Origin of the sequence: Paenibacillus sp. DCT19 (genome assembly GCF_003268635.1) — a bacterium.
Lineage (GTDB): Bacteria > Bacillota > Bacilli > Paenibacillales > Paenibacillaceae > Paenibacillus.
Genome location: NZ_CP029639.1, coordinates 3616043 through 3640903, shown reverse-complemented (window position 1 = coordinate 3640903; position 24861 = coordinate 3616043). Strand labels below are relative to the sequence as shown.

Sequence of the window (24861 nt, the reverse complement as noted above, 5' to 3'; positions counted from 1 at the left end):
AAACTTAAAAAACAAACCGACTTTAATCCAATTTCAGTAGGATTTAAGGTCGGTTTGTTCGTTTTTGTGAAGGGACGAATTCTTTACGAATCCTGACTTTCAATTATGCTCTTCATATTTTTAATTGTTGCAAAGTGCATTGCTTCATGGTAAATCAGAAAACCCAGTAATTGTTCTACATTTGTAAAGATAAGTCCTGTAGAAGACTTGTAATGAGGATTGATTTCTTCTTTCAATTTGCTTGAAAGTATCGATTCAACTCGTTCAATCTGTTCCGTTAACAAGTCGATTATTTGAGATAAGGTCGGAGGCTCTAGATTCCAGTCAGACGGTTTAGTTCCTGGATCAAACAACTTACTAAAATTAGCAGGATATTTGGTTTCTTCCCCAGTAAGTTGGAAAGCGAACTTCTCATGTATAACATACATGTGGCCTAGATTCCATTTGATATTGTTTTTCAAACCTGTTGGAATTATTTCTGAGGCAGAGTCATTTATATTCCTCACATAATCAACTGCCTGACGGCGAACAAATCCCAATTGATCTGCGACAAAATTGCTCATGATATTAACCTCCTATTAAAACACTTTTCTGTCAGTGACCAGAGTTGCTTTTCGAAATATAAGCTGAGACTCGTTGTGACAGATTGGCCAATGAACGTTCAAAAAAGGATTCATCATGAAGTGCTCTACTCAGGATTAATCCCCCCTGAATACCAGCAATTGTTTCCTCTGAAATTTGGTCGGCTGTCTCTTTGGAGATGCCTGCTCGAACTAGTGCCGCGCTGAAGGCTTCAATCCATCTTACAAAATATTGCCGAATTACAGCAGCGAATCGATCTCTTGTTTCGTCCAAAGCGAATGCACCGATAAGGCATATACGCTGACCAGATTTAAAATAAGTATCGACCTCTTGCCACATATGATCAATGGCTGCCAGGGGTTCATTATTTTCGAGCGGTTCATAAATGTTCTTGATAAACCATTGATCAATATGAGCAAGAATTTCAGCAGCCATCTCATCTTTTCCGCCCGGAAAGAAATAATATAGGCTTCCTTTAGATAGACGCGTACGGGCTGTAATTTTACTCAAAGATGCACCTTCATAACCTAACTCACGAAATACCTCGGCAACGAGAGGGATGACATCAGATTTTTCAAAAACAGTGCGAGTCATAGGCCTAACTCACTTAGGCTTGGGTGTTCAGCGGGACGTGTGCCGAGCGGCCAGTGAAATTTTCGTTCCTCTTCCTTAATTGGCATGTCATTAATGCAAGCAAATCTACGTTGCATCAAGCCATCATCTCCGAACTCCCAGTTCTCGTTACCATATGATCTGAACCAATTGCCACTATCATCATGCCATTCATATGCGAATCTAACGGCAATACGGTTATCTGTGTATGACCAAAGCTCCTTGATCAACCGGTAGTCCAATTCTTTGGCCCATTTTCTAGTTAGTAAAGAGACAATTTCTTGGCGGCCTGTTATAAATTCGCTCCGATTTCTCCAATAACAATCCTCTGTGTACACAAGTGAGACGCGCTGAGGTTCTCGGCTATTCCAGCTGTCTTCTGCCATACGAGTTTTTTGGATTGCTGTCTCAAGAGTGAATGGGGGAGTTAAATTATTCATTACATTTTCCTCGCTTTCTGTACTGTTTGTATCAGTATAAACCGATCGGTTTATAAATGCAAGTTTATATCCCGATTTCAATACTCATTTCAAATCGGTTCAGATTCATAATGTACCAAGTAGCCATCAATCCTATGCATAGTGGCTTTTTTGGTGTATTACCAATGCTCAAGAGGGTATTCATTCTTCATATGCATATCCTATGAAATAATGAAAAAGCAGGACATCCTACTGTATAGGAGGCGCACTGCTTTTTCTCTCATTATGTTCTTTTTGCTAAAATCATCAGTCGAATTAAATTTAACCCTGCAAAAATTCGATCAAAGCTGCATTAAATTGTTCAGAATGCGTCGCATTAAATCCGTGTGGTCCGCCTTCGACAACGACGAGACGGCTGTCAGGAATGGATTCATGAGTACGTTGTCCACTTACCTCCAAAGGCACGATGGCATCGGAATCGCCATGGATAACCAGTGTTGGAATGTTGAATTTCTCCAGATCCTGACGGAAATCAGTAAGGGCAAAGGCAGCGATACAATCCAATGTGCCTTTAGGTGAAGCCAGAGCTGCAATATCACGGTTATAGATACGGAATGGTTCACTCACAAGGTCTGTACGGTCTCCAGCAGCGAAAAAGTTGCTTGTAAAACCATCCAGGAATGCTAGCCGATCCGTTTTTACCCCGTTTTGGAATTCGGCAATGGTTGCATCATCCAATCCTCCCTGAGGATTGTCTTCGGTTATATAGAGGTAGGGAGGAACCGCTCCCGCAAATACGGCTTTAGATACGCGTTCTGTTCCATAGGTTCCCACATAACGTGCAACTTCGCCGCCACCCATGGAGAATCCCACTAGTGTGACATCATGCAGATCAAGGTGCAAAATCAATTTATGCAAATCCGAAGCAAAGGTATCATATTCATAACCATCCCAAGGTTGAGAAGACTGACCGAATCCACGACGGTCATATGTGATCACACGGTAGCCAGCTTCAATCAGGGCTGGAACTTGCTTCTCCCAGGATCGTCCACTCAAAGGCCAGCCATGAATCAGAATAATTGGTTTTCCCGCACCATGATCTTCATAATACAGTTCAATTGGTTGTTCATTCTCTGTACCTACATTTACTTTGGCCATGTTAAATACCTCCATTAGTTGTTATATTTTTTATACACAAGTTATCTGGCTCAGAAACATGAAGGGGATTGTTCATCGATCGCCTCACTTTATATACCGTTTGTATCAGTATAAACCGATCGGTATGTACTTGCAAGTGCATATTTAAGTGTGTGTACTCCTTTAGTTAACAACATATCAGATATCTTTAGCTAAATATCGTGAAGTCCATGTGATTGATTTTGGTGGAGAGCAGCTCTATTTCGCAGTGTAGATGAATCGGAATGAACCTTACCTCAAGTAGGTACAGATCATAAACTGAAATGATAAACCACTCACTTTTGATTTGAGATATGTGTGGCTTCAAGATAATAACCGTAGTCATGTTCGTAAATTTCATTGATCCTTTTCAGGACATTCTTCGCTTGATCTTTGAATTTTAATTCCGTAATCTTACCTTTTATCAAAAACACGCCGGTTTCATTCTGGTGTTGCCCCAGAGCAGCTTCATAAAGCCTGCTGGCACCGTGAGCCGGAGGAGAAAAAAATAACTTCATTAATGGAAGAACCAATAAAGGTAATCCAGAACTGGTTTCTTTCCTTAGTGTATTGGTACCACCAGGGTCAACGCTTCGGATCTTGATATTCTCCTGGGCAAGTTGTGGTGCGATGGCTTGGGTCCACAGTGAGAGTGCTAACTTAGACGTGGCATAAGGACCGATGAGCTTGCGAAAGACTTTGGGGTGCTCAAGGTTTTCAATAGTGAATTTTCTTGTGAATTTAATCGCTTCCGATGAGGTGTTGATCACCGTTTTGAAGTGTCCCTTTTTTATAAGTTCCTTCAATTCCATCAGAATAATGTACGGTACGACTGTCATTAGCTCGTAATGAATTTCACGTCCTTGTTTGGAATAGCTCAGTGTGGGAAAAGAGCCTCCGGCGTTATTGAACAAAATATCAATCCGCTGCTCATTGCTTTTTATTTCTCCAATCAGTCGCATTAAGCTGGAATAGTCAGATAGATCTTTCGTTTTATAAATACGTAGCTTACCCGTATGGACTGCTTCTTGGATTAGTGTGTCGTCCGCTGGGAAGTCTGAGCGAATGATCGCAACCACTTGCCAGTCTTCCAATAGAAATTTACGGGTTAAGGCTAGTCCGATGCCAGCGTTTGCCCCCGATATAGCAGCAATATTTTCAATGTGGCTTTTATTCATCGTGTGTTTCCTCCTCATATAGAGCAATTGCCTAACGAGGCATACTATATAACTTGGAGTAGACTCCAAGTCAAGACGAAGAAATTTTGAAAAATTCCCAAAGGGTCAGAGAGTTGACTTGGAGCCAGCTTCAAGATGTATAATGCGAAATAAACCCAATCGTTACGGAAGGAGATCGGATGAAGAAAATTCAGACTTATACGATAAAACAAATTGCCATACATACGGGCATATCTGAAGATACGATTCGATACTATGAAAAGATTTCGCTACTCCCACGGGCTGAACGGAAGGGTAACGGGCATCGTGTTTACGGTCAAGAGGATATTGATATGATTAGTCTATTATCTTGTCTGAAAAAAACGGGAATGTCGCTGGATGAAATACGTCCATTTCTAGGGGTCTCCTCCGATGCTGATCCCGCAGAATATCCTGAGTTAGTGGAACTATTCAAAAGGCACCGGGAAAATATTATGGGGCAAATCATTTCTCTGCAACAGGTCGTTGATTTTATTGATAAGAAGTTAGAGAAGGGAAGATATCGACGAGATTGGACGACTGAAGTGCAAGACAACATCTCCGAAAACATACCTAAGCAGCTAAATCTAAGTCGGGCGATGCAGAAACACTAGTCATTATGAGACTGCGGGTATGACATGGTCAGATTACCGAGTGGGTTTATTAGAGTTACAGCTCTGCCGAGATCGTCTCACACCCGTTGAATATTGCAAACTTTTGGAGACAACTGTTCAAGGATGTTCGCAATTGCGTTGTTGGTTTCACACTATTCTCATACCAAATGTTTTTAAGAACGAGCGTTCCAGTTTTTCTCTCCACGATTATCTCGGCTCGTCCAATGAAGCTTTCTCCATACAATAGAGGCAGCACATAATAGCCGAATTTTCGTTTAATTGCAGGCGTGTAAATCTCCCAGGTATAATTGAAGCCAAACAATTCGTTGATAAGTTTTCTGTCCCACATGAAATTATCTAAAGGGGCGATAAGCTCGCAACGCAATTTCGACTCCTGATTTTGTAACACGGCTTCTATAAGCGGTAAATCCTCCGCGAGGCAGTACAACGTATCCTTCATTTGTTCCACGGCAACAGCAACAATGCGAGCTTCGTGTAATAGCTGGCGAAAAACCTCGGTACGCTGTGCTGCTTTCAACCCCCATATATTCAGCCATGCATCTGACGCGCGATTCCATAAGAGACCAACAGAGCCGATTCGACGCAGTACCCGCCACTTATAATGCTCCAGCTCATTCTCCAGTGGCTCTGATGCATTTAGCAGATTTGGCTGTATGTATTTCTTGGCTATATCATAATATTTACGCGTTCCTTTTTTATGATGGATAATCAACTCGCCCGTTGAATACATCTGTTCCAGCGCCGATCTAGATGAATTGTTTCCACCGCTCCAGTGGATAGCCGATTGCCAAGAGAAATCGCCATCCAATTTTAAATCATCCGAACTTAGTGCACCGTGATTTTGGATATGAGCCCGTACTTGCGCTGTCAACGCTTGCATTTCGGGATAGCGCTCACCATGTTGTCGGGCAGCTTGCCTGTATCGCTCAAAATACGGCCAGTCTTCTACAGAGATAATGGCCAGGTTCTTGTCTGGATAATCGATAAGGCTTCTATCCTCATATAGCAAATCGGCGAGCATTTCCTTGGTAAATCCCTCGATTCGCGACTGTAGCACTAATTCGGCATTTTTTCCACAAATATCAATGGGGTCGTATTGAATGCAGCCGACCTGCCTAACAAAGTCCAATACGCCCTGCTTATCAGTAAATTTATATTCGCCCAAAAGTCCATGCTTCAACAACAGAAATTGTCGTGCCTGGCGGTTTGTTAATTGGATCATGTTTGCACCTACCTATAGTCTAATGTCGATATATCCAAACTCCTCATCTATTATTCACTTCTTTTTTATCATATTATCATACAAAATATATGCTCCAAAGAAAAGAAAAAAACAAACGTACGTTCTTGTTAGAGTGTAAAAGGGGAATGAATCGTTCAGTATGGAATGCTTAGCAGTTAAGGATACTAATGGGGGAGAAGGTGAGCTTTATTCATGTCGAGGGACAAGAACATATTCCCATTCAAAGTCGCTACTATAGCGGCTTTTTTGTTTTAAGGAACCAAGTTCTTGTCCCAAGCTGAATTGTCTTCATACAGTACAGCCACTTAATAGGAAACGATAGTTCAATACGAACAAGGACACAACCGGCCATAGTGATCGGCTGTTTTTTATTCAACTAAAATCTCTTTGTGGAGTTATCACAAAGATCATGGATTTTATATGTCCGAGTGATGTTAAGATAGATGAATTAATGCAGTTTACCGTTAGTTTACGTTTCGTTCCCGAACGGTTTACCATTTAACATTATAATGTACATACCTTTCGTGAGAGGAAGATGAATAAAACATGAGCGTAAAACGCCGACTCTACATTTCCAACTTCCTGATGTTGGTGATGCCAGTCTTGCTTTTGATCTTAACCAGTATTTGCCTAATGTTAATTTACACAGGTATTACGGGAATTCGCGAGAAACCTCCGTTGAACGTTGGAGAACTCTTTGCGAAACGTATGGAAAAGGTCGAAGAAATAGCCCTCAAACAAAAATCTGCCACTAGCGAGAAACGCATTCAGTCCGATATTGACGAATTCAATCGTCAGAACGAGGGAACGGGAATGAACTTAACCCTGTATCAAGGCCATCAGCAGGTTTATCCAGTGTCATTGTATGAAGGAATGATGCCTGATATGGACTTTTCCCAATCTAACGTGATTATCGTGACCGACGAGCTCGCTGTTTACCGGGCTGAAGCAGGGGAATACACACTTGTATTGAGCGATTCTAATTTTACGGTCAATAACCATGATACCTTTGATAAAAGGATCTACGCTGGCACCTTGATGTTAACAATCCTCATCATCGTAGCCATTGTGACGAACTGGGCACTTACCAAGTTTGTTTTCCGTAGCATCATGCATCCAATACAGATCATCGTGGAAGGCGTGCATCAGCTTCGAGACGGAAATTTAAAATATCGGATATTATATGATAAACAGGATGAGTTTGCTTCCGTGTGCACAGAATTTAATGAAATGGCAGAGCGGTTGTCCTATATGGTCGAAGAACGGACGGAAAACGAAATTAACCGCAGGGAGCTAATCGCGGGTATTTCGCATGACTTACGGACACCGTTAACGTCTATCAAAGCTTACCTTGAAGGTTTGGAGAAAGGTGTAGCGACTACCCCACAGATGAAATTGAAATATTTTGATACGATAAAGGCCAAAACGGCAAGTCTTGAACACATCATTAACCAGCTTTTCTTATTCTCCAAACTGGATATCGGAGATTTTCCGCTGTACCTGGAGCTTGTGGACATTAGCGTGGAAATGAAAAGAACCATGACAACTTTTGAAGCTGAATACAGGCCCAAAGGGCTAAATTTGTACTATGGACAGCAGTTCCCGCATGCTGAGATACTGATTGATGTGGTGCAATTCCGCAATGTGATTCAAAATGTTCTGGAGAATAGCCTCAAGTATAAAGACAAAGAGCATGTCGACGTTACCGTCACTTGTATAGAGGATGAGCAATGGGTGGAGATCCGTTTGATGGACAATGGCCCTGGGGTATCTGCTCTAGAGTTGGACAAGTTATTTAACGTGTTCTACCGCAGCGATGCATCACGGAAAAGACCTGATTTGGGCAGCGGCTTGGGCTTGGCCATCTCTAGCAAAGTGATCGAACGGTTAAGTGGGCGCATTCATGCGGAACTTGCGCCAACAGGCGGACTTTCGGTGATCATAACGATTCCCAAATATAAGAGCGCAAAAGGAGAGAACTATGAAAAAAATCTTGATCATTGAAGACGATATGGCTATTGCCGAAATTGAGCGGGATTTTTTGGAGATTGAAGGGTTTGAAACAAGCATTGCGACCGACGGGCGTGAGGGCCTGCTCCTGGCTTCTGGAGAGTATGACCTGATTCTTCTAGATCTCATGCTACCCGGCATGTCTGGATATGACTTGTGCAGAGCCATCCGCGAAAAGACTAATATTCCCATTATCATGGTTACGGCCAAAAATGAAGTATCGGACAAGGTGCGTGGGCTCGGTCTAGGCGCGGACGATTACATTGCCAAGCCGTTTTCGCCAACGGAATTGATTGCCCGCGTAAAGGCCAACTTGTCCCAATATGACCGTTTAACTGATGGAGGAACCAAGCACGCTCGTGAAGTCGAAGTGGGTCCCATTCGCATCAACAAGTTAACGCATCGGGTTTTTGTATATCAGCAGGAGGTTGAGTTCAAAAACAAAGAATTTGAGTTGTTATTGTTCCTGGTTTCGAATCCAGACATCGTGTTCAGTAAAGAACAGTTGTACGAACGAATATGGGGGATGGATGCGATTGGCGATCTCAAGACGGTTGCCGTACACATTAATCGGCTGCGCGAAAAGATTGAACAAGACCCTCAGAACCCTACTTACATTCAGACCATCTGGGGTGCAGGTTATCGATTCAGGTTATAGGAGTTTTGAACATTGGTTTACCTTTTATTAAACTCTTTCTCCCTGTCAGTTTAGATTCTGCTGTTATCATGGGGTTTAGACATCAAATGAAGGGGGAAGTCCTATTGAGCAAGTTAAGGCTAACAGACATCAAGAAATCATACCACAGCGGTGAGACCGTACAGGCGTTAAAGGGGATATCCTTGGAATTTAGAGAAAGCGAATTTGTTTCGATTCTGGGGCCTTCAGGTTGCGGCAAAACAACGCTGCTTAACATCGTGGGCGGACTGGATCGTTACGATGAAGGGGATCTTTCGCTTGGCGGGCGATCGACCAAACATTTCAAAGATCGAGATTGGGATGCTTACCGCAACCATTCCATCGGGTTTGTGTTTCAAAATTATAATCTGATCGCTCACCAAACAATTCTGCAAAATGTGGAAATTGCCATGACCTTGTCTGGTGTATCTGTTTCGGAACGAAAACAAAAAGCCAAAGTAGCTTTGGAATCTGTTGGTCTTGGAAGCAAGTTGGACAAAAGACCGAATCAATTGTCAGGCGGACAGATGCAGAGGGTTGCCATTGCTAGGGCATTGGTCAACGATCCGGACATTATTTTGGCTGACGAACCAACCGGCGCACTCGATAGTCAAACCAGCGTTCAAGTCATGGAGATCCTCAAAGACATTTCCACAACAAAATTAGTTATCATGGTCACCCACAACGCCGACTTGGCTGAAGAATATAGCAGCAGAATCATTCATCTGCGAGACGGTGAAGTACAGTCGGACAGTAATCCGATGTTGAACGACAAAAATGGACAGCTGAGCCCGTCCGGAGGAGAAAAGCTTAGCTTGAGCCAAACCTCAATGTCGCTGATGACGGCGGCTTCGTTATCTTTTAAAAACTTGCTGACGAAAAAAGGACGGACACTCATCACTTCGTTTGCAGGTAGTATCGGAATTATCGGCGTTGCTCTTGTGTTAGCTCTATCTACGGGCTTATCCAATTACATATCTAAAATGCAATCCGAAACGCTGGCTGGATTCCCACTGACCATTTCCGAAAATGTACAACAAATTGAAGGCCCGCCGGATCAGGCAGGCAGTTTCCTCACAGGAGACAACGATGGGGAAGATGACGAGTTCCCAAGCGGCGATGTTCTTTATTCACACGACAGCGCTGCTAACACACAACAACATACCAACGTATTAACTACAGATTATTTCGAATATATCGCCAACATCGGACAAGCACTACCAGACGCTGTAAATGCGGTATCCTTTGGGCGTGACGTCAACATGAATGTATTGGCCAAAGGGGACAAGGATGTCGTGAAATTCGAGACAGCAGCGACTCCTTCGCCTGAAATGCCACCCGGGTTCGGATCAGCGTCAACGTATTGGCAAGAGCTTCCGGAAAACAAAGAATTCATCACGTCTCTTTATGATTTGATTGGCGAGGATAGCCGTTACCCGACGGCGGCAAATGAAGTAGCCATCGTTGTAGATTCTTACAATCGATTGGATAGAGCATTTTTCGAGAAATTGGGTATCTTTTTAGATGAGGAAGAGTATAAACTTAGCGATTTTATCGGCAAGAAAATGTTGAAGGTCGTTCAGAACGACAGCTTTTATACCGAAAAAGAGAATGGCATTTTTGCTCCGGCAACGGCTGAAACGTATTCTTCATTGTACGAGGATGCTATCGGTATGGAATTGACAATCACTGGAATTCTGAGGCTGAAAGACGGGAATGCATCATCCAGCGGTTATTTGTCTGAAGGATTAGTGTACACACCGAAGCTGACAGATTACATTGTGAACGACTCTGCAGAATCGGCGATTTCCTTGGCTCAGCAGGCTTCTGATCGGGATGTCGTTTTGAATACACCTTTTGCCAATGAACAGGCCAGGGATGCTCGCTTAAGAGCATTGGGTGCCGTCACGACACCGTCGAGTATTAGCATTTATCCAAAAGATTTTAGTAGCAAAGATGAAATTAAACAATACTTGGACGCGTATAATGATGGAAAATTGGAAAAGGATCAGATCGTATACACGGACATGTCCGAGATGATCGGATCGGCCATTCAGACGGTGCTGGATACAGTATCGTATGTATTGATTGGTTTTGCTGCAATTTCTCTCGTCGTCTCAACCATTATGATCGGAATTATTACCTATGTCTCTGTATTGGAGCGTACCAAGGAAATTGGGATATTGCGTAGCATCGGGGCACGAAAAAAAGACATTTCCCGTCTGTTTAACGCGGAGACGTTAATCGTTGGATTCGTGGCTGGAACGCTGGGTATCGTGATTTCTTATCTCCTGACCTTGGTTGTCAACAGCGTTATCGCCAATCTGCTCAACATTGAGGGCATTACGCAACTAACAGTTATCCATTCAGCGGTTCTCATCATTGGAAGCATGCTTCTCACGTTAATTGCTGGAATGATTCCGGCTAGAGCAGCGACCAAAAAGGATCCTGTCATTGCTTTAAGATCAGAGTAAATCGGTAAAATCTTTGGGGGGAAATCTTAAATCCCGATCTAGATGACTCTAGGTCGGGATTTTTTAATCCAATATCTTATTGAGCAATGTTCGTTTAACAATTAGATGTATATCTAAGAAGATTATATAAAAATCAGCTTCCATTTAGCTTTCATAAAGTCCACATAGATGCGAACTTCCCGAGTTATCTTTGTTTTCTAACAAATTGGCTGTGGGTGTATGAGGTACTAGATGCAATAGTAAACATCGGAACATCTTTCCAGGGACGAATGTCGCGGAACAAGAACATGGAAAGGAATAAGAAATAGAATATAAATAAAAACGTAGTAGCGATTGTTTCCGGGAATGGGGGAAGCAATCGCTATGTATATTTGCGGATATTTTTTATTTTTGTCCTCCACATGTGTACAAAGAGTAAAAAAGATGCTACATTGAAATCAGTATAACTCCTTTCATATCAAGGTTTTTTATGGGGATAACACGTCTCCTGTACAAGGACATTCGTATATCGAGGAGGGAATAGAATGTCAAGTCAAGCGTTGGATCAATTTTTAGATTCGAACATCGAAGATCTTAAGACCAAAGGTCTATATAACGTCATCGATACGCTGCAGGGTGCAAATGGCCCTGTTATTCGGATCGACGGAAAGTCCCTGATCAACTTGTCTTCTAATAACTATTTGGGACTGGCAACGGATTACCGACTGATTGATGCTTCAGTTAAGGCAGCGCAGACATACGGGGCAGGCGCAGGGGCTGTGAGAACAATTAATGGTACGATGGATATTCATATTGAGCTTGAAGAAAAACTGGCTCGTTTTAAAAAAACGGAAGCCGTTATCGTGTATCAATCGGGATTTAACTGTAATATGGCTGCTATATCTGCGGTAATGGATCAGCATGATGCGATTTTATCAGATGAGCTGAACCACGCTTCAATTATTGATGGTTGCCGCCTGTCGAAAGCCAAGGTGATTCGCTTTAAGCATTCAGATATGAATGATTTAAGACAGCGGGCGAAAGAGGCCAAGGAATCCGGTCAATACACTAAAATTATGGTCATTACCGACGGGGTTTTCTCCATGGATGGTGATATCGCAAAGCTGCCCGAAATCGTGAAAATAGCAGAAGAATTCGATCTGATTACTTATGTGGATGATGCCCACGGTTCGGGCGTTCTCGGAGCAGGGGCAGGAACCGTGAAGCATTTTGGATTGTCCGACCGCATTGACTTTCAGATTGGTACTCTTTCCAAGGCGATCGGTGTCGTCGGCGGTTATGTGGCGGGAAAAAAACAACTGATCGATTGGTTGAAGCTGAGAAGCCGTCCTTTTTTGTTCTCAACATCGCTACCTCCGGGTGTAATCGCTTCATGTAGTGCTTCTGTCAGCATTTTGATGAACGACAAAGAACTGATCGAGAAGCTGTGGGAGAACGGCAATTATTTGAAAAATGGCTTAAGCCGGCTTGGATATGATGTAGGCCAAAGCGAAACGCCGATCACGCCTTGTATCATTGGCGATGAAGTAACCACCCAACAGTTCAGCAAACGGCTCTATGAGGAAGGCGTTTATGCCAAGGCTATCCTTTTTCCCACGGTTCCGAAAGGAACCGGAAGAATACGCAACATGCCGACAGCTGTTCATTCCAAGGAGATGCTGGGTCAGGTGATCTCCGTTTACGAGAAAGTTGGCAAAGAAATGAAGCTGATTTAGTTGCACCTACGGGAGTCTATTTCGGGAGGAATGTCTTATGAAAAAGATATTGGTGACCGGAGCACTGGGCCAAATCGGTTCTGAGTTAGTTATTAGATTACGAGAGATTTATGGTGCGGATCAGGTAGTTGCTACGGATCTCAGGTCATCAGCTCACGAAATTACCCGATCCGGGCCATTCGAGCTGCTGGATGTGACGAATGATAAGGCGATGTTTGAAATTGCCAAGCGGTACGAAGTGGATACTGTCATGCATTTGGCTGCACTACTGTCGGCTACCGCAGAGGAGAAACCGTTGCTTGCCTGGAATCTGAATATGGGCGGATTGATGAATGCACTTGAAATATCTAGAGCACTCGGTTGCCAATTTTTTACTCCAAGCTCGATTGGATCTTTTGGTTCTTCGACTCCCAAAGACAATACCCCGCAGGATACGATCCAGAGGCCTAATACGATGTACGGCGTGAGCAAGGTGTCTGGCGAACTGCTTTGCGATTATTATTTTCACAAATACGGCCTGGATACTAGGGGATTGCGATTCCCGGGTTTGATATCTTATATAACGCCTCCTGGCGGAGGAACGACGGATTACGCAGTGGAAATTTACTACGCAGCCGTATCGGCTGGCCGGTATACGTCGTATATCGCCAAAGACTCAAACATGGATATGATGTATATGCCAGATGCCCTGAATTCTATCATCAATTTAATGGAAGCGGATTCATCCCGGTTGAAGCACAGAAACTCATTTAATGTCACCGCTATGAGTGTAGATCCGGAGGCGATCGCTGCAGCGATTCGGGAAGAGATCCCCGGCTTTATTCTCGATTATGATGTTGATCCGAAGAGACAGGCAATTGCGGATAGCTGGCCACATTCCATAGATGCAACGGCAGCGAAAACAGAATGGGGATTTCATGCCTGCTACGACTTGAAGGCCATGACGAAGGATATGATTTCACAGCTAAGCGAGAGACAAATGCTTCGCAAAGCTTAAGTTATTATGAATTCGCTCTGCACATCGAGTAGAAATACAAAAGAAGCTACATCAAGAGGTTTGGCATTACCCAAACCATTGGTTGCAGCTTCTTTTTTTTATCCACTAACCCAGTCATTTTCGTGATCTGTAGCTTATCAGATAAAGAACACGGCATAACGCTTCGTCTGTCATCTGAGTTATCCGTGCAGTTAGGAAAGGAAGGCATCAGCATTCAATCAGAATCGCTAAATGACTAATCTCATCACCACCTTCTTTCTATGATTTTTAAGTGAGAACATTTATTCAGTTGATTGAGGAATTGGTATATTGTAAATCTATGCATAGAAGATAGGGGGCTTGATCTGGTGCTAATCAGAGAAGCGAGTATAAAAGACTATCCACAATTAAGACAAATTTATCTAGATTCCCGTCGTGGGAGTTTTCATTGGGTCAACACAGTTGAAATAAAGCGAAGTGTTTCAAAAGCTTATAAAACTACCTGAGATCAGGCTGTGGGGCAGTCAAGGAACTGGACAAGGAACAGGACAAGGAACACGCAGAACTCAAATCGATGCTGACAGCCAAGATTATATTCTCATTGAAGTCTGCAAAATGATCAAAATACTTATCAAAAATATTGACAGAATTAAGATGTTTTTGTATAACTGAAATAGTTATAACCATAGTGGTTATAATCAAAAAAAGAATTGGAGGCTAACATGAAAATCTTAAATCATTTTATCCCCGTTTTCACCGAGCAACTTGAATCAACCGTCGCTTATTATGAATCTCTTGCTAACCGATCTATGGATCGGACGTGGGACATTCCTGAAGCTGGCTTATCTTTAGCCACAGTCTATCCTTACGTTATTGTATCTGGAAGTCCCGATGCCATGGAGCCTGCTAAATCACTCCGTGCCGTGGTATATGTGGATTCCATGAATGAACTGAAGGAAGAATTAAAAAAACAAAACACCATTATAATAAGGGATCAGTATGGTCCCATTGGTCCAAGCATTTTTGTGCAGCACCCCGACGGCAGTTTTATTGAATATGTAGAGCCCGTGCAAGCTACTGTTTGATTGATGAAAAATTAAAAAAATGTAAAATAAAGCTACTCCATACACCGTAGGAGTAGCTTTATTTTACATTTGCCTCTGTTCGGATTTGCTCCACAATTTGAGCTAGGGTAACAGAAGCCAGTTCATGCTCCATGACCTTCTGCGCATTAGAGAGTTTTGGTAATAGTATCGATTCAATGTTCATACCTACAGAGCAATTGGGGTCAGTATTCTTGTGAAAATTGAAAAGCTGATTTCCTTCCACAGATTCGACCGCTTGAAAGATATCGAGCAGGGTTAATCTTTCAGGAGATACCAGAAGGGAGGCTCCCGCAACTCCTGGTTTTGTTTCAATATACCCTGCTTTTTTGAGTTGTGCCATAATCCTTCTAATTACAACAGGGTTACTATTGATGCTACGTGCAATTCGATCACCCGTACTGTATATGGGATCCAACGTAATCATCGACAGAATATGGACTGCCATCGAAAAGCGACTGCTTATTTGTTTCATCTATTCACCTTCTTTGCTACAAAGTATAGTTCCATTTATAAAACAGGTCAATCGACAGTTTTTCAGCAGGAAAACAAGCGGAACGTTTCGGTCACTATACGCTAGCCTTGTCCCAGAAAAACACTTTATAGAGGCGAGTGGGCTTTAACTTGGGTCAGTAGCGCTACAGGGAAATACTTAACCCATAGAAAGGGATGAAATAGTTGTTTACTCAGATACGTATTGTGTCTTATAATTTTCGTGAAGATACATATCGTATCTTAAGTTGTTTGTAACGCGCAAGTAATGTAAGAGTGCTCGCATCTTGGTTCCAGTTCTTGTAGAAAGGAGGGGACGACCGATGGAAACGAAACAAACGCCTTGGCAGGCACCGGAATTAGAGGTGCTGGATGTGCAGCAAACGATGGCTGGCTATGGATACAGGCAAATTGATTGGATCGAAGAACATGATGCAGACCTATATGATCCAACGTCCTGATGATCATCCTTCAAATTGAAAATCGTATTCTTGTCAAAAGGTCGCCCGTGGGCGGCTTTTTCGATGCTCAGATGAGGGATAAGAACATGTTTGTCGAGGTACAAGAACATATTCCCATTGAAGTCGCTATTTTAGCGGCTTTTTTATTTTATCGGTACAAGTTCTTGTAGAGCAAGAAATGGATTTCAATCAGAGGATTCAAGAGAGCTTCTTCTTAGAAGCTGAATTTTTAGCATGGGTATTGCAGAAGGATACCGTTACTGTCCAATTGTTGGGGCTACAAAGGAACATCATTTAATGGATGCCATTGAATCGTTGGACATCCATTTAAGTACAGAGGAGATTGAGAAATCGGAGGAGGCGTATGTCCCCCATCCAGACAATTTATCTTTTTATAAACAACAAGCTACGCTTCTAAAGAAAGTGTCTTCAGCTAATCAATAAGCAATATTGATCCAGGGATCGTCTGTAATCGGACGATCCCTTTACGATATCCGAATAAAAAAATTCAAATGAATAGCAATATCGGAACCGCGAGAAAAATAAAACAAACATGATTGACAATTGATTCGAAGTCAAATATAATTGACTCAAAATCAAATAAATATGTGGAGGTTATACAACATGAGTAAACAAGTTGCTTTAATTACAGGTGCATCGTCAGGAATCGGTAAAGAAGCTGCGCTTGAACTGAAAGACAAAGGTTTTACGGTATATGCTGCAGCTCGCCGGATTGACAAAATGAAGGATCTTGCGAACAAAGGTATTCGTCCTATTTCCATGGATGTAACGGATGAAGAGTCCATGATTGCGGCGGTCAATGAGATTTTAAGCAAAGAAGGACGAATTGATGTACTGGTGAACAATGCCGGATACGGGTCTTACGGTGCGCTTGAGGATGTTCCCATGGAAGAAGCGCGGCGGCAGATGGAAGTTAATGTGTTCGGACTTGCGAGACTGATTCAGCTGGTCGTACCAAGCATGCGAAAAAACAAGTTCGGTAAGATTGTGAATGTATCTTCAATGGGCGGGAAGATATGGACTAACTTCGGTGCCTGGTACCATGCGACCAAGTTTGCAGTGGAAGGTCTTTCGGATTGCCTGCGACTGGAACTTGAACCCTTCGGCATTGACGTGATTGTGGTAGAACCGGGCGGTATCAAAACAGATTGGGGTATCATTGCTGCCGAGCATCTGAAAAAAGTATCAGCGAATGGCCCATATGCTGAAGCCGCAAACAAGTCAGCAGAGGGTATGATCAAAAACTATACAGGCAATCAGCTTTCAAAACCGGAACTTATCGCACGTACCATTGGTAAAGCCGTGACGGTAAGAAGACCGAAAACACGTTATCTGGTAGGATTTATGGCAAAACCGATGGTATTTATGAAAAATGTATTTGGAGATCGTGCTTACGACAGAATTATTAAAATGTTTGGATAATTTAAAATAGAGGAGTGTGTCTAACATGTCTACATTTGATTCGAAATTACCAAAAACAACAACGTATTGGAAAGAAGACGGGATTTTCTTTATCAAACACACAAACTTCATGCTGAATATGGATGAAATACATGCGATTGGAGAATTGTTAAAAGACGCTCATCGAGATAAAAACACAACGGCAATCGTCATTAACAATCGTGAAGCAAAAGGAGCCTGGACTCAGGAAGCCAATCAGGTATGGATGGAAGTCACAGCGGAATTTGATTATATTATGCCCAAAAAAGTCGCAACATTAACCAATGATGCAATTGCTACGATGCAAATTAACCGGCTGACCAGAAGCCATGGAGCGGAGAAAATGTCACGAGCATTTTGTAATGATTATGATGAATCGGTAAAAGCATTTTTCAAGGAGTAAACGACAGACCATTCTGCTTGGATTGTAACTCCAGATCGATGAGCAATCTAAAAAGAATCGAATGGAGTGATTGGTATTATGGCTAAACGAGCAATGACACCAGAAGCCAAAGCATTAAAAGCTAAAGCTATTATGGATCAGGCTGCTGAACTTATTTTGACCTCCGAGTACGAAAAAATAAAAATGTCAGATATCGCTAAAAGAATGGGGATGTCCAACGGAATTTTATTTGTTTATTTCAAAACAAAGGAAGCGTTATTCTTCAGTCTGTTATGCAGAGAGTATGAGAAGCGACTTGCGTCATTAACTGAATTGGTGAAAGAAGTGTCCATTCACAGCTTCGCTGATTTTAAACACCTGTTGATGACTGAACTCAAAGAACTGATTGAGGATAATGGTCTATACATCAAATTGGAATCGATGAGAACTGCTGTTTTTGAAAAAAATGTAGATGCTGAAACCATGCTGAATCATAAACTGAATCTGTACACGTTAATGTCCGAACTTGTGACTATGATTTGTGCAGAAAATGCAGTAACACCCGATGATGTCATGGAAATTCTTCAAGCCGAAGCATCCATCATCACAGGTTGCAAGCTATCAGCCACATTACCCGAAGAGGTCATGGAGATAATCAAGCAGAACGGTCTGGATGGACTTCAACGCAACTTCAACGAGGATGTTCTGAAAACGATGAGTTGTTATCTGGACGGATACCATATGAATTACATCTCTAAAATGAATAAAGACACACAATGAGCAAGCAGAGTATAAAAAACTAAAATGGAGGCGTTATTATATGAAAACATGGTTTATTACAGGAACATCGAGTGGTTTTGGACGTAGTCTTACAGAGTTGTTGTTGGAACGTGGTGATCGTGTGGCAGCTACGGTTCGCAAAGAAAATGCGCTACATGACTTAAAAGATCGCTATGGAGATCAATTATGGGTGGCTACGTTGGATGTAACCGACACTCCGGCCATTAAAAACGTGGTTAATCAAGCTTTTGAGGAACTAGGACAAATTGATGTTGTGGTCAACAATGCAGGATATGGGCTGTTTGGAGCAGCCGAGGAAGTAAGTGATGAACAAATTATTCATCAGTTCAATACCAATGTTATCGGGTCTATCCAGGTGATTCGTGCAGCATTACCACACCTTCGTGCTCAAGGGGGAGGCCGAATCTTCCAACTTTCCAGTATGGGTGGTCAAGTTGCGTTCCCGGCTCTAAGTATCTATCATGCAACCAAGTGGGCTATGGAAGGATTTATCGAATCTCTCGTTCAGGAAGTAGCTTCGTTTAATATACAAGCAACGCTTGTTGAACCGGGCAGTGCACGAACTAACTTTGGTGGCAGCAGTATGATGGCAGGTGTGCCTATGAGTGAATATGAAAATACGCCTGTAGGCTATATTCGCCAAATGTCACAAGAGGCGGGCGATAACCAATTCCCTGGTGATCCGGTAAAAATGGCACAGGCGATCATTAATGCAGCTGATTCCGAGGAAACTACTCTTCGTCTAACACTGGGGAGTGATGCCTATGAATTGGTTTCTAAAAGTTTGGCTTCACGTTTGGCTGCGCTAGAGGAGCAGAAGGAGGTAGCTCTTTCAACAGATTTTGAAAATTGAATCGAAAATATAGCGGCACTTGGTCGATCTGCTAAAAGTCGTGTAACTAATCGGTAGGTTAGCGTAGCATTCGTTGATTATCTTCATCGAGTTGTAGTAAACTCATTTAATGTAAAATAAAATATATGCGGGAGCTTGTGGGATCAGGCTGAGAGTACGACTAAACCGTCGTAGACCGAAAATACCTGTTGGGTAATGCCATCGTAGGGAAGCACATTTTGCGCTTATTTGTCATGTTAACGTGCGCTGTACTTGCTCCTGCAGGTACAGCGTTTTTATTTATTTGAAAGGAGATCGGTATTTTGAAAAGAATCGATGTAGCATATGCCTTAATCACTGATCAAACAAACACTAAAATCTTAATGGTTCAAAATAGAGATGGAGGCCGATGGACACTTCCTGGAGGAGCAGTGGAAAAAAATGAAACGTTTGAAGAAGCGGCCATTAGGGAGGCTAAAGAAGAGACTGGACTAGACATAAGATTAATAGGTGTAGTTGCATTAAATGAATATCAAGTTGAAAAGGAATCAGAGCACATTGTTTATGTTACGTTTAGATCCTCGATAATAGGCGGAAAGGAAAAAATTAATAGGCCAGATGAAATAATGAAAATATCGTGGATCGATGTTGAACAGGCCGATAGTTTGATGCCTTACTATCATCAGAATGGACTTAGCGAGATAGTAAGAAACAACGTTCACGTATCATACATTGATGAAGGGAAATTCTAACTAAACGAGTTAAGCTAACGGGAAACGATAGTTCAATACTACAAAGAAAGCAGCGGATCAACTCGATCTGCTGCTTTTGTTCAACTAACGGGCAGGAACGTAGCGCTAATTCAATAAATTAACAGGCAGGTTAGTTCAAAAAACATGAAAGTTGCAAAAATAACATGATCGGCTGTTGTGCAATAAGATGTCATCTTTCAGAGATAGTACTATGTACCTCAAGTAGGATGACTGGAGTCACTGCACTGACATATTGATAATTAATTCGGTGAACATAATCAGTGTTGTATTTGTTATCGGATTTAGATGTTAATTCAACTTATATTAAACAAATTAATTAATTAGGTTCTGAACCTTTTCATAATTTTTGATAAGTACAGTTAAACCTTCGTTTTGCTCCAGTTCACTAACGATTTCATCAACAAAAATTTGAATCGCCTCTTGAATATCCGGTTTCAAATATTGATTGATGAGGAGATAAATCATTCTCTGTGGCGGAGGGTTATCAAACAAAGAATACGTGATAGATGGATTTAATTTCATGAGTTTATTTGCGAGACTCATGGGAATAATGGACCAATTATTTACTTCGTCAAAATAACTTAACAGCATTGATGCAGTGCCTAAAATGATCTTTTTTCTTTTTGAGTATGGAAAATAACGGTTATGCCAAAGAGTGAATTTTTCTGACCAAGTTAAGTAAATTTCGTCTTCTGATTTCAGGTCTCTATTATCAAGGGTTTGAGCGTATAAAGAATATTGGTTATACACCAATACCATATCCTCTTGATACAAAGGGACAAATTTAACACTTGGATAATTATAGAGACCTGACACAATACCGATATCACAAATTTGTTTATCAACCATAGGGTGTATTTTGCTTGAATGATTAGTTTGTATGTTTAAAACAATATGGTCATGATTCTTCATCATCTTTTTATAAACTTCAACGAACATAAAGCTGTTGATCATATCTACTGCACTAACTCGTAATTCAGTATAGTTTTCAAAACTATTCAGATTTTGTGCTTCCTGCCAAAGAACAGACCATTGTTTTGCAATGGATAAGAAGTTTTGCCCTTGGGGAGTTAAAGTAAGTGACTTGATTCCTTTCTGTCGATAAAAAAGCTTTGTTCCTAATTTACCCTCCAACTGTTGAATTCTGTTTGTTGCAGTACTTTGACTGATATACAGGGACTGAGATCCTCTCAGAATGCTTCCATGTTCGACGACAGCTAGAAAAGTTTCAATTTCCTCATGATTCATAAATCAATTTCCCCTTTGAATTAAATATCCAATTAATCGATATTTTATATTACAAATATCGGTTTTACAATCTTCTATAGGACTTTTATAATGAAAGCGTAATCAGACAGGGCCTGATGATTATATTTAAATTTTATACCAATTGCTTTATTGGTTTTGCTTAATTAACATGCATTTTAAACATCATGGATTATACGAAAAGGGGAACCTTTATGGATTTCAAAAAAATCACAGATGAAATCGTTCAAAAAAGTGGTGGAGAAGAGAATATTGTTTCTTTATCACATTGTATGACCCGTCTACGTTTTATCGTGAAAGATGAGAAGAAACCTGATCTGGAAGGACTCAAATCGATTGACGGTGTGATTTCGGCAGTATTCGGTGCCGGGCAACTTCAAGTCATCATGGGTAAGAATTTGTTACCTGCTTATGACATGATCATGAAAAAATACCGCTTTTCTGGTGAGGAAGGCGGCTCTATGCCAGAAAAAGAGAAGAAGCCAAGAACGATTAAAAGCCTTCTTCTTGATCTGATAAATTTCATTGCAGGTTCCGTGAGCCCGATGATTACCGGGTTGATTGCAGGTGGAATGCTGAAGCTTATGCTTATGATCATCGTAATGATTTTACCTTCATTCGACAAAACTGAGTCCTATTCATTAATCAATTTTCTAGCTGATGTTCCGTTTTACTTTATGCCTATTTTTGTAGCATACGGGGCTTCAAGAAAACTTGGTTCAAATCCGATTTATGCCATTTTTGTTGCTTGTGTATTAGTATATCCCGGGTTTGTAGCATTGGTGGAAAATGGAGGAACAACTCATATCTTTGGTTTGCCTGTTTTACTGATCAAATATTCAAGCACTATGATTCCTGCGTTACTTTCTACTGTAGCTGTTTATTATCTTGAAAAATTTTTCAACAAGATTATTCCAGGTATTTTAAAATCGGTTTTGGTTGGTATGTTGACGGTTTTAACAGCGTCTATTTTAACTTTTGTTGTGTTTGGACCTTTCGGTAACTTGATTGGCAACATTGTTGTTGGTGGATTTTTATGGACACAAGGAACTATTGGTCCTGTTGTTGTTGGTTTGTTAGCGGCCCTCTTGCCGTTCTTGGTAATGACTGGTACACATACTGTAATTGCTCCTTTTATGGTACAGAGTTTCGCGAATCCAGGGTATGATCCGTATTTCAAACCGGCGTTGATTCTTCATGCAATGGCAGAAGGAGGGGCTGCTATCGGGGTAGGTCTCCGTGCTAAGAGCAAAACTCTGCGTTCAGAGGCTTTGGCAATTGGATTTGGATCTATTTTTGCAGGAATTACAGAACCAGCTATTTACGGTATTGCTTTGAAATACAAAAAACCGCTTATTGGAGTCATGGCTGGTGGGGCTGTGGGTGGTATTGTTGCAGGTTTATTTGGAGCACGAGCATACATCATGGGTAAAACAACCATTTTAGCAATGCCAATTTTCCAAGAAACGCTGATCACTATGCTTATAGCCTGTATCGTGGCAATCGTTGTTTCGGCTATTGTGGCATTCATCTTAGGTATCGATGAAGGTGAGCAGCTGAAACAGCAAAATAATGTTACGTCCACCCCACGGGTTAGCGAGTCTGAAACACAAATAGTCTCCATTGTCGATGGTGTTTCATTCCCGTTGTCGGAAGTGAAAGACGAAGTTTTCTCTACAAAAGCAATGGGAGAAGGAATTGCCTTTACTGCAAAAGATAACGTCGTCGTTTCACCTTGTAGTGGCGTATTGACAACAGTATTTAAAGGAGGTCATGCCTATGGAATAACAAGGGATGACGGAGTTGAAATCCTGATTCATATCGGAATCAATACCGTGTCTCTGAAGGGCAAGGGCTTTAACATAAAGGTCCAGCAGGGCCAACGTATACAAGCTGGAGAAGAACTTGTCACACTTGATTTGGACTATTTGAAAACAACCAACTTGGATTTGTCGGTATTACTCATTTTTACAGATCCGAAAGAGAAAGAAATTCAGTTGTTGGGATACGGAGAAGTGCTAAATGGGCAAAACCCAGTAGCCGAGATTAAATAATGGGGAGAGTGCACAACATGAACAACACGTATAAAGATCAATTTCCTGAGAACTTTTTGTGGGGGGGAGCGATTGCTGCCAATCAGGCAGAAGGTGGATGGGTAGATGGCAAGGGCTTGGACTTGGCCAGTTGCTTTTTGAAAGGATTATCTGACGTAGGATCTTTCAGTGTACCAAAACAAGGAGAATATCATCCGCTGGAAAAAGGAATTGATTTTTATCATCGATTCAAGGAAGATATTAAACTGTTTGCAGAAATGGGTTTTAAAATTTTCAGAACATCTATCAACTGGACCAGAATATTTCCTAATGGCGATGACGACCAGCCAAACGAAAAGGGATTGCAGTTTTACGATGAACTGTTCGATGAGCTGTTGAAATATGGAATTGAACCACTCGTTACCATTTCACACTATGAAACGCCATATAATCTCGTAGAGAAATATGACAGCTGGAGAAATCGAAAATTAATTGATTTTTACGAGCGGTACTGTGAAGTCATCTTTAATCGATATAAAAACAAAGTGAAATACTGGATGACATTCAATGAACTTAACAATATGAGAAGAAATCCATTTTATGTGGGTGGAATCATCTATAAAGAAAATGAGAATCGCATGCAAGCGATCTATCAAGCCAGTCATCATATGTTTGTGGCAAATGCAAAGGCGATTAAACTGTGTCGTGCAATCATCCCAAATGCACAAATTGGTTGTATGATGTCACTGAGTAATATCTATCCACATACGTGCGATCCGGTCGCTGTATTTGAAACGCAGGACATTCGAAGAAGAGCTTTGTTCTTTCCCGATGTCATGTTAAGAGGATATTATCCAACATATGTTTATCGTCTTTGGAAAGAGAATGATTGTCATATCGAAATGCACGATGAGGACCTAGAACTCATGAAATCCTACACGAACGATTTCTTGGCTTTCAGTTACTACAGAACGACCACACATGAGAAAGGACAACCTTATTTCGGCGATACTGGAGGAGATATTGGCACGCCGAACCCATATCTCGAAACAAGTGACTTCGGATGGCAAATAGATCCTCTTGGATTCCGGTTTACTTTGAATGAATTATGGGATCGCTATCAAGTGCCTTTGATTCCTGTTGAAAATGGCATGGGTGCCAAAGATGAAATAATTGATGGAAAGATCCATGATGAGTATCGCATCGATTATTTGAGGCAACACCTTATTGCGCTGAAGGAAGCGATTAAAGATGGTGTATCCATCATGGGGTACACTTACTGGGGGCCAATTGATATTATTTCTGCGGGCACTTTTGATATTGAAAAGCGTTACGGGTTCATTCATGTAGACCTAGACAGAGAAGGTAACGGAACCTTAAACCGAACCAAAAAGGATTCATTCTACTACTATCAAAATGTAATAAAAACAAATGGAGAAAGTCTTTAACATACTAATTCAAATGGAGCCGATCAATCTGATCGGCTTTATGTTTTATTGGAAATGAAAAGGGATGAAAAAGGGGGTTGATCTGTCGAGGGACA

Annotated in this window: 23 protein-coding genes, 1 pseudogene and 1 riboswitch; of the genes and pseudogenes, 16 read left to right on the top strand and 8 right to left on the bottom strand. The window is 41.5% G+C overall.

What is annotated here, in order from left to right; translation table 11 throughout:
* Positions 1-83 precede the first annotated feature (83 nt).
* The 5 genes from DMB88_RS16640 to DMB88_RS16620 form a co-directional block, all read right to left on the bottom strand.
* Complete coding sequence (locus DMB88_RS16640) at positions 84-563, bottom strand: DinB family protein (RefSeq protein WP_128102261.1); 480 nt, start codon at positions 561-563, stop codon at positions 84-86.
* 31 nt (positions 564-594) lie between these two features.
* Complete coding sequence (locus DMB88_RS16635) at positions 595-1176, bottom strand: TetR/AcrR family transcriptional regulator (RefSeq protein ID WP_128102260.1); 582 nt, start codon at positions 1174-1176, stop codon at positions 595-597.
* The gene (locus DMB88_RS16630) at positions 1173-1634 is read right to left on the bottom strand and encodes a nuclear transport factor 2 family protein (RefSeq protein ID WP_128102259.1); all 462 of its coding nucleotides are present in this window, start codon (positions 1632-1634) and stop codon (positions 1173-1175) included. Before DMB88_RS16630 ends, DMB88_RS16635 begins: the two co-directional genes overlap by 4 nt.
* A 300-nt stretch (positions 1635-1934) precedes the next feature.
* Complete coding sequence (locus DMB88_RS16625; RefSeq protein WP_128102258.1) at positions 1935-2771, bottom strand: alpha/beta fold hydrolase; 837 nt, start codon at positions 2769-2771, stop codon at positions 1935-1937.
* A gap of 314 nt (positions 2772-3085) precedes the next feature.
* The gene (locus DMB88_RS16620; protein WP_128102257.1) at positions 3086-3967 is read right to left on the bottom strand and encodes an SDR family NAD(P)-dependent oxidoreductase; all 882 of its coding nucleotides are present in this window, start codon (positions 3965-3967) and stop codon (positions 3086-3088) included.
* A gap of 179 nt (positions 3968-4146) precedes the next feature.
* Here DMB88_RS16620 and DMB88_RS16615 point away from each other — a divergent pair, with 179 nt between their 5' ends.
* Positions 4147-4599, top strand: coding sequence for a MerR family transcriptional regulator (locus tag DMB88_RS16615; RefSeq protein WP_128102256.1), 453 nt, complete (start codon positions 4147-4149; stop codon positions 4597-4599).
* 55 nt (positions 4600-4654) lie between these two features.
* Here DMB88_RS16615 and DMB88_RS16610 read toward each other — a convergent pair whose 3' ends face one another.
* On the bottom strand, positions 4655-5842 hold the full coding sequence (locus DMB88_RS16610; protein WP_128102255.1) for a winged helix-turn-helix domain-containing protein: 1188 nt from the start codon (positions 5840-5842) through the stop codon (positions 4655-4657).
* A gap of 567 nt (positions 5843-6409) precedes the next feature.
* Here DMB88_RS16610 and DMB88_RS16605 point away from each other — a divergent pair.
* From DMB88_RS16605 to DMB88_RS16575, 6 genes are all read left to right on the top strand, one after another.
* Positions 6410-7867 (top strand): sensor histidine kinase, encoded by a 1458-nt coding sequence (locus DMB88_RS16605; RefSeq protein WP_128102254.1) that lies wholly within the window; start codon positions 6410-6412, stop codon positions 7865-7867.
* Positions 7845-8531 (top strand): response regulator transcription factor, encoded by a 687-nt coding sequence (locus tag DMB88_RS16600; protein WP_128102253.1) that lies wholly within the window; start codon positions 7845-7847, stop codon positions 8529-8531. Before DMB88_RS16605 ends, DMB88_RS16600 begins: the two co-directional genes overlap by 23 nt.
* Before the next feature lie 104 nt (positions 8532-8635).
* Positions 8636-11023, top strand: coding sequence for an ABC transporter ATP-binding protein/permease (locus tag DMB88_RS16595; RefSeq protein WP_217363745.1), 2388 nt, complete (start codon positions 8636-8638; stop codon positions 11021-11023).
* Positions 11024-11547: 524 nt separating this feature from the next.
* On the top strand, positions 11548-12738 hold the full coding sequence (locus DMB88_RS16590; protein ID WP_128102251.1) for a glycine C-acetyltransferase: 1191 nt from the start codon (positions 11548-11550) through the stop codon (positions 12736-12738).
* A gap of 37 nt (positions 12739-12775) precedes the next feature.
* A complete protein-coding gene (locus DMB88_RS16585; protein WP_128102250.1) occupies positions 12776-13735 on the top strand; it encodes an NAD-dependent epimerase/dehydratase family protein in 960 nt (319 codons plus the stop codon).
* 701 nt (positions 13736-14436) lie between these two features.
* Positions 14437-14799, top strand: a complete 363-nt coding sequence (locus DMB88_RS16575) for a VOC family protein (protein ID WP_128102249.1) — start codon at positions 14437-14439, stop codon at positions 14797-14799.
* 58 nt (positions 14800-14857) lie between these two features.
* On the opposite strand, the gene DMB88_RS16570 is transcribed toward DMB88_RS16575, so the two are convergent.
* On the bottom strand, positions 14858-15292 hold the full coding sequence (locus DMB88_RS16570; protein WP_128102248.1) for an Rrf2 family transcriptional regulator: 435 nt from the start codon (positions 15290-15292) through the stop codon (positions 14858-14860).
* A 340-nt stretch (positions 15293-15632) separates the two neighbouring features.
* Between DMB88_RS16570 and DMB88_RS16565 the strand changes: the two genes are divergently transcribed.
* The 7 genes and pseudogenes from DMB88_RS16565 (at position 15633) to DMB88_RS16535 (ending at position 19998) form a co-directional block, all read left to right on the top strand.
* Positions 15633-15770: a paeninodin family lasso peptide gene (locus tag DMB88_RS16565; RefSeq protein WP_128102247.1), complete on the top strand. Its 138-nt coding sequence runs from the start codon at positions 15633-15635 to the stop codon at positions 15768-15770.
* A gap of 229 nt (positions 15771-15999) precedes the next feature.
* Positions 16000-16214, top strand: a pseudogene (locus DMB88_RS16560) (aldo/keto reductase); the annotation flags it as partial.
* A 180-nt stretch (positions 16215-16394) separates the two neighbouring features.
* On the top strand, positions 16395-17213 hold the full coding sequence (locus tag DMB88_RS16555; RefSeq protein WP_128102245.1) for an oxidoreductase: 819 nt from the start codon (positions 16395-16397) through the stop codon (positions 17211-17213).
* A gap of 25 nt (positions 17214-17238) precedes the next feature.
* Entirely contained in the window at positions 17239-17634 is a 396-nt protein-coding gene (locus DMB88_RS16550) for a hypothetical protein (protein WP_128102244.1), read from the top strand.
* Between the two features lie 78 nt (positions 17635-17712).
* Positions 17713-18393 carry a TetR/AcrR family transcriptional regulator gene (locus DMB88_RS16545; protein WP_128102243.1) on the top strand — a complete coding sequence of 227 codons (681 nt, stop codon included), beginning with the start codon at positions 17713-17715 and terminating at the stop codon, positions 18391-18393.
* Positions 18394-18433: 40 nt separating this feature from the next.
* Positions 18434-19267, top strand: a complete 834-nt coding sequence (locus DMB88_RS16540; RefSeq protein WP_128102242.1) for an SDR family oxidoreductase — start codon at positions 18434-18436, stop codon at positions 19265-19267.
* A gap of 117 nt (positions 19268-19384) precedes the next feature.
* Positions 19385-19495: riboswitch (TPP riboswitch) on the top strand.
* Positions 19496-19569: 74 nt separating this feature from the next.
* Positions 19570-19998, top strand: a complete 429-nt coding sequence (locus DMB88_RS16535) for an NUDIX hydrolase (protein ID WP_128102241.1) — start codon at positions 19570-19572, stop codon at positions 19996-19998.
* Between the two features lie 333 nt (positions 19999-20331).
* On the opposite strand, the gene DMB88_RS16530 is transcribed toward DMB88_RS16535, so the two are convergent.
* On the bottom strand, positions 20332-21267 hold the full coding sequence (locus DMB88_RS16530) for a LysR family transcriptional regulator (protein ID WP_128102240.1): 936 nt from the start codon (positions 21265-21267) through the stop codon (positions 20332-20334).
* 212 nt (positions 21268-21479) lie between these two features.
* On the opposite strand from DMB88_RS16530, the gene DMB88_RS16525 reads away from it, so the two are divergent.
* On the top strand, positions 21480-23339 hold the full coding sequence (locus tag DMB88_RS16525; RefSeq protein WP_128102239.1) for a glucose PTS transporter subunit IIA: 1860 nt from the start codon (positions 21480-21482) through the stop codon (positions 23337-23339).
* 17 nt (positions 23340-23356) lie between these two features.
* On the top strand, positions 23357-24766 hold the full coding sequence (locus tag DMB88_RS16520) for a glycoside hydrolase family 1 protein (protein WP_128102238.1): 1410 nt from the start codon (positions 23357-23359) through the stop codon (positions 24764-24766).
* Positions 24767-24861 lie beyond the last annotated feature (95 nt).

Excerpts from the sequence above, each read along its gene's own strand:
- DMB88_RS16540 (WP_128102242.1), top strand. The coding sequence starts at position 18,434 with ATGAAAACATGGTTTATTACAGGAACATCGAGTGGTTTTGGACGTAGT.
- DMB88_RS16600 (WP_128102253.1), top strand. The coding sequence starts at position 7,845 with ATGAAAAAAATCTTGATCATTGAAGACGATATGGCTATTGCCGAAATT.
- DMB88_RS16620 (WP_128102257.1), bottom strand. The coding sequence starts at position 3,967 with ATGAATAAAAGCCACATTGAAAATATTGCTGCTATATCGGGGGCAAAC.
- DMB88_RS16605 (WP_128102254.1), top strand. The coding sequence starts at position 6,410 with ATGAGCGTAAAACGCCGACTCTACATTTCCAACTTCCTGATGTTGGTG.
- DMB88_RS16615 (WP_128102256.1), top strand. The coding sequence starts at position 4,147 with ATGAAGAAAATTCAGACTTATACGATAAAACAAATTGCCATACATACG.
- DMB88_RS16545 (WP_128102243.1), top strand. The coding sequence starts at position 17,713 with ATGGCTAAACGAGCAATGACACCAGAAGCCAAAGCATTAAAAGCTAAA.
- DMB88_RS16525 (WP_128102239.1), top strand. The coding sequence starts at position 21,480 with ATGGATTTCAAAAAAATCACAGATGAAATCGTTCAAAAAAGTGGTGGA.
- DMB88_RS16550 (WP_128102244.1), top strand. The coding sequence starts at position 17,239 with ATGTCTACATTTGATTCGAAATTACCAAAAACAACAACGTATTGGAAA.
- DMB88_RS16610 (WP_128102255.1), bottom strand. The coding sequence starts at position 5,842 with ATGATCCAATTAACAAACCGCCAGGCACGACAATTTCTGTTGTTGAAG.
- DMB88_RS16630 (WP_128102259.1), bottom strand. The coding sequence starts at position 1,634 with ATGAATAATTTAACTCCCCCATTCACTCTTGAGACAGCAATCCAAAAA.
- DMB88_RS16570 (WP_128102248.1), bottom strand. The coding sequence starts at position 15,292 with ATGAAACAAATAAGCAGTCGCTTTTCGATGGCAGTCCATATTCTGTCG.
- DMB88_RS16635 (WP_128102260.1), bottom strand. The coding sequence starts at position 1,176 with ATGACTCGCACTGTTTTTGAAAAATCTGATGTCATCCCTCTCGTTGCC.
- DMB88_RS16530 (WP_128102240.1), bottom strand. The coding sequence starts at position 21,267 with ATGAATCATGAGGAAATTGAAACTTTTCTAGCTGTCGTCGAACATGGA.
- DMB88_RS16520 (WP_128102238.1), top strand. The coding sequence starts at position 23,357 with ATGAACAACACGTATAAAGATCAATTTCCTGAGAACTTTTTGTGGGGG.
- DMB88_RS16565 (WP_128102247.1), top strand. The coding sequence starts at position 15,633 with ATGGAAACGAAACAAACGCCTTGGCAGGCACCGGAATTAGAGGTGCTG.
- DMB88_RS16575 (WP_128102249.1), top strand. The coding sequence starts at position 14,437 with ATGAAAATCTTAAATCATTTTATCCCCGTTTTCACCGAGCAACTTGAA.
- DMB88_RS16585 (WP_128102250.1), top strand. The coding sequence starts at position 12,776 with ATGAAAAAGATATTGGTGACCGGAGCACTGGGCCAAATCGGTTCTGAG.
- DMB88_RS16555 (WP_128102245.1), top strand. The coding sequence starts at position 16,395 with ATGAGTAAACAAGTTGCTTTAATTACAGGTGCATCGTCAGGAATCGGT.
- DMB88_RS16590 (WP_128102251.1), top strand. The coding sequence starts at position 11,548 with ATGTCAAGTCAAGCGTTGGATCAATTTTTAGATTCGAACATCGAAGAT.
- DMB88_RS16640 (WP_128102261.1), bottom strand. The coding sequence starts at position 563 with ATGAGCAATTTTGTCGCAGATCAATTGGGATTTGTTCGCCGTCAGGCA.
- DMB88_RS16625 (WP_128102258.1), bottom strand. The coding sequence starts at position 2,771 with ATGGCCAAAGTAAATGTAGGTACAGAGAATGAACAACCAATTGAACTG.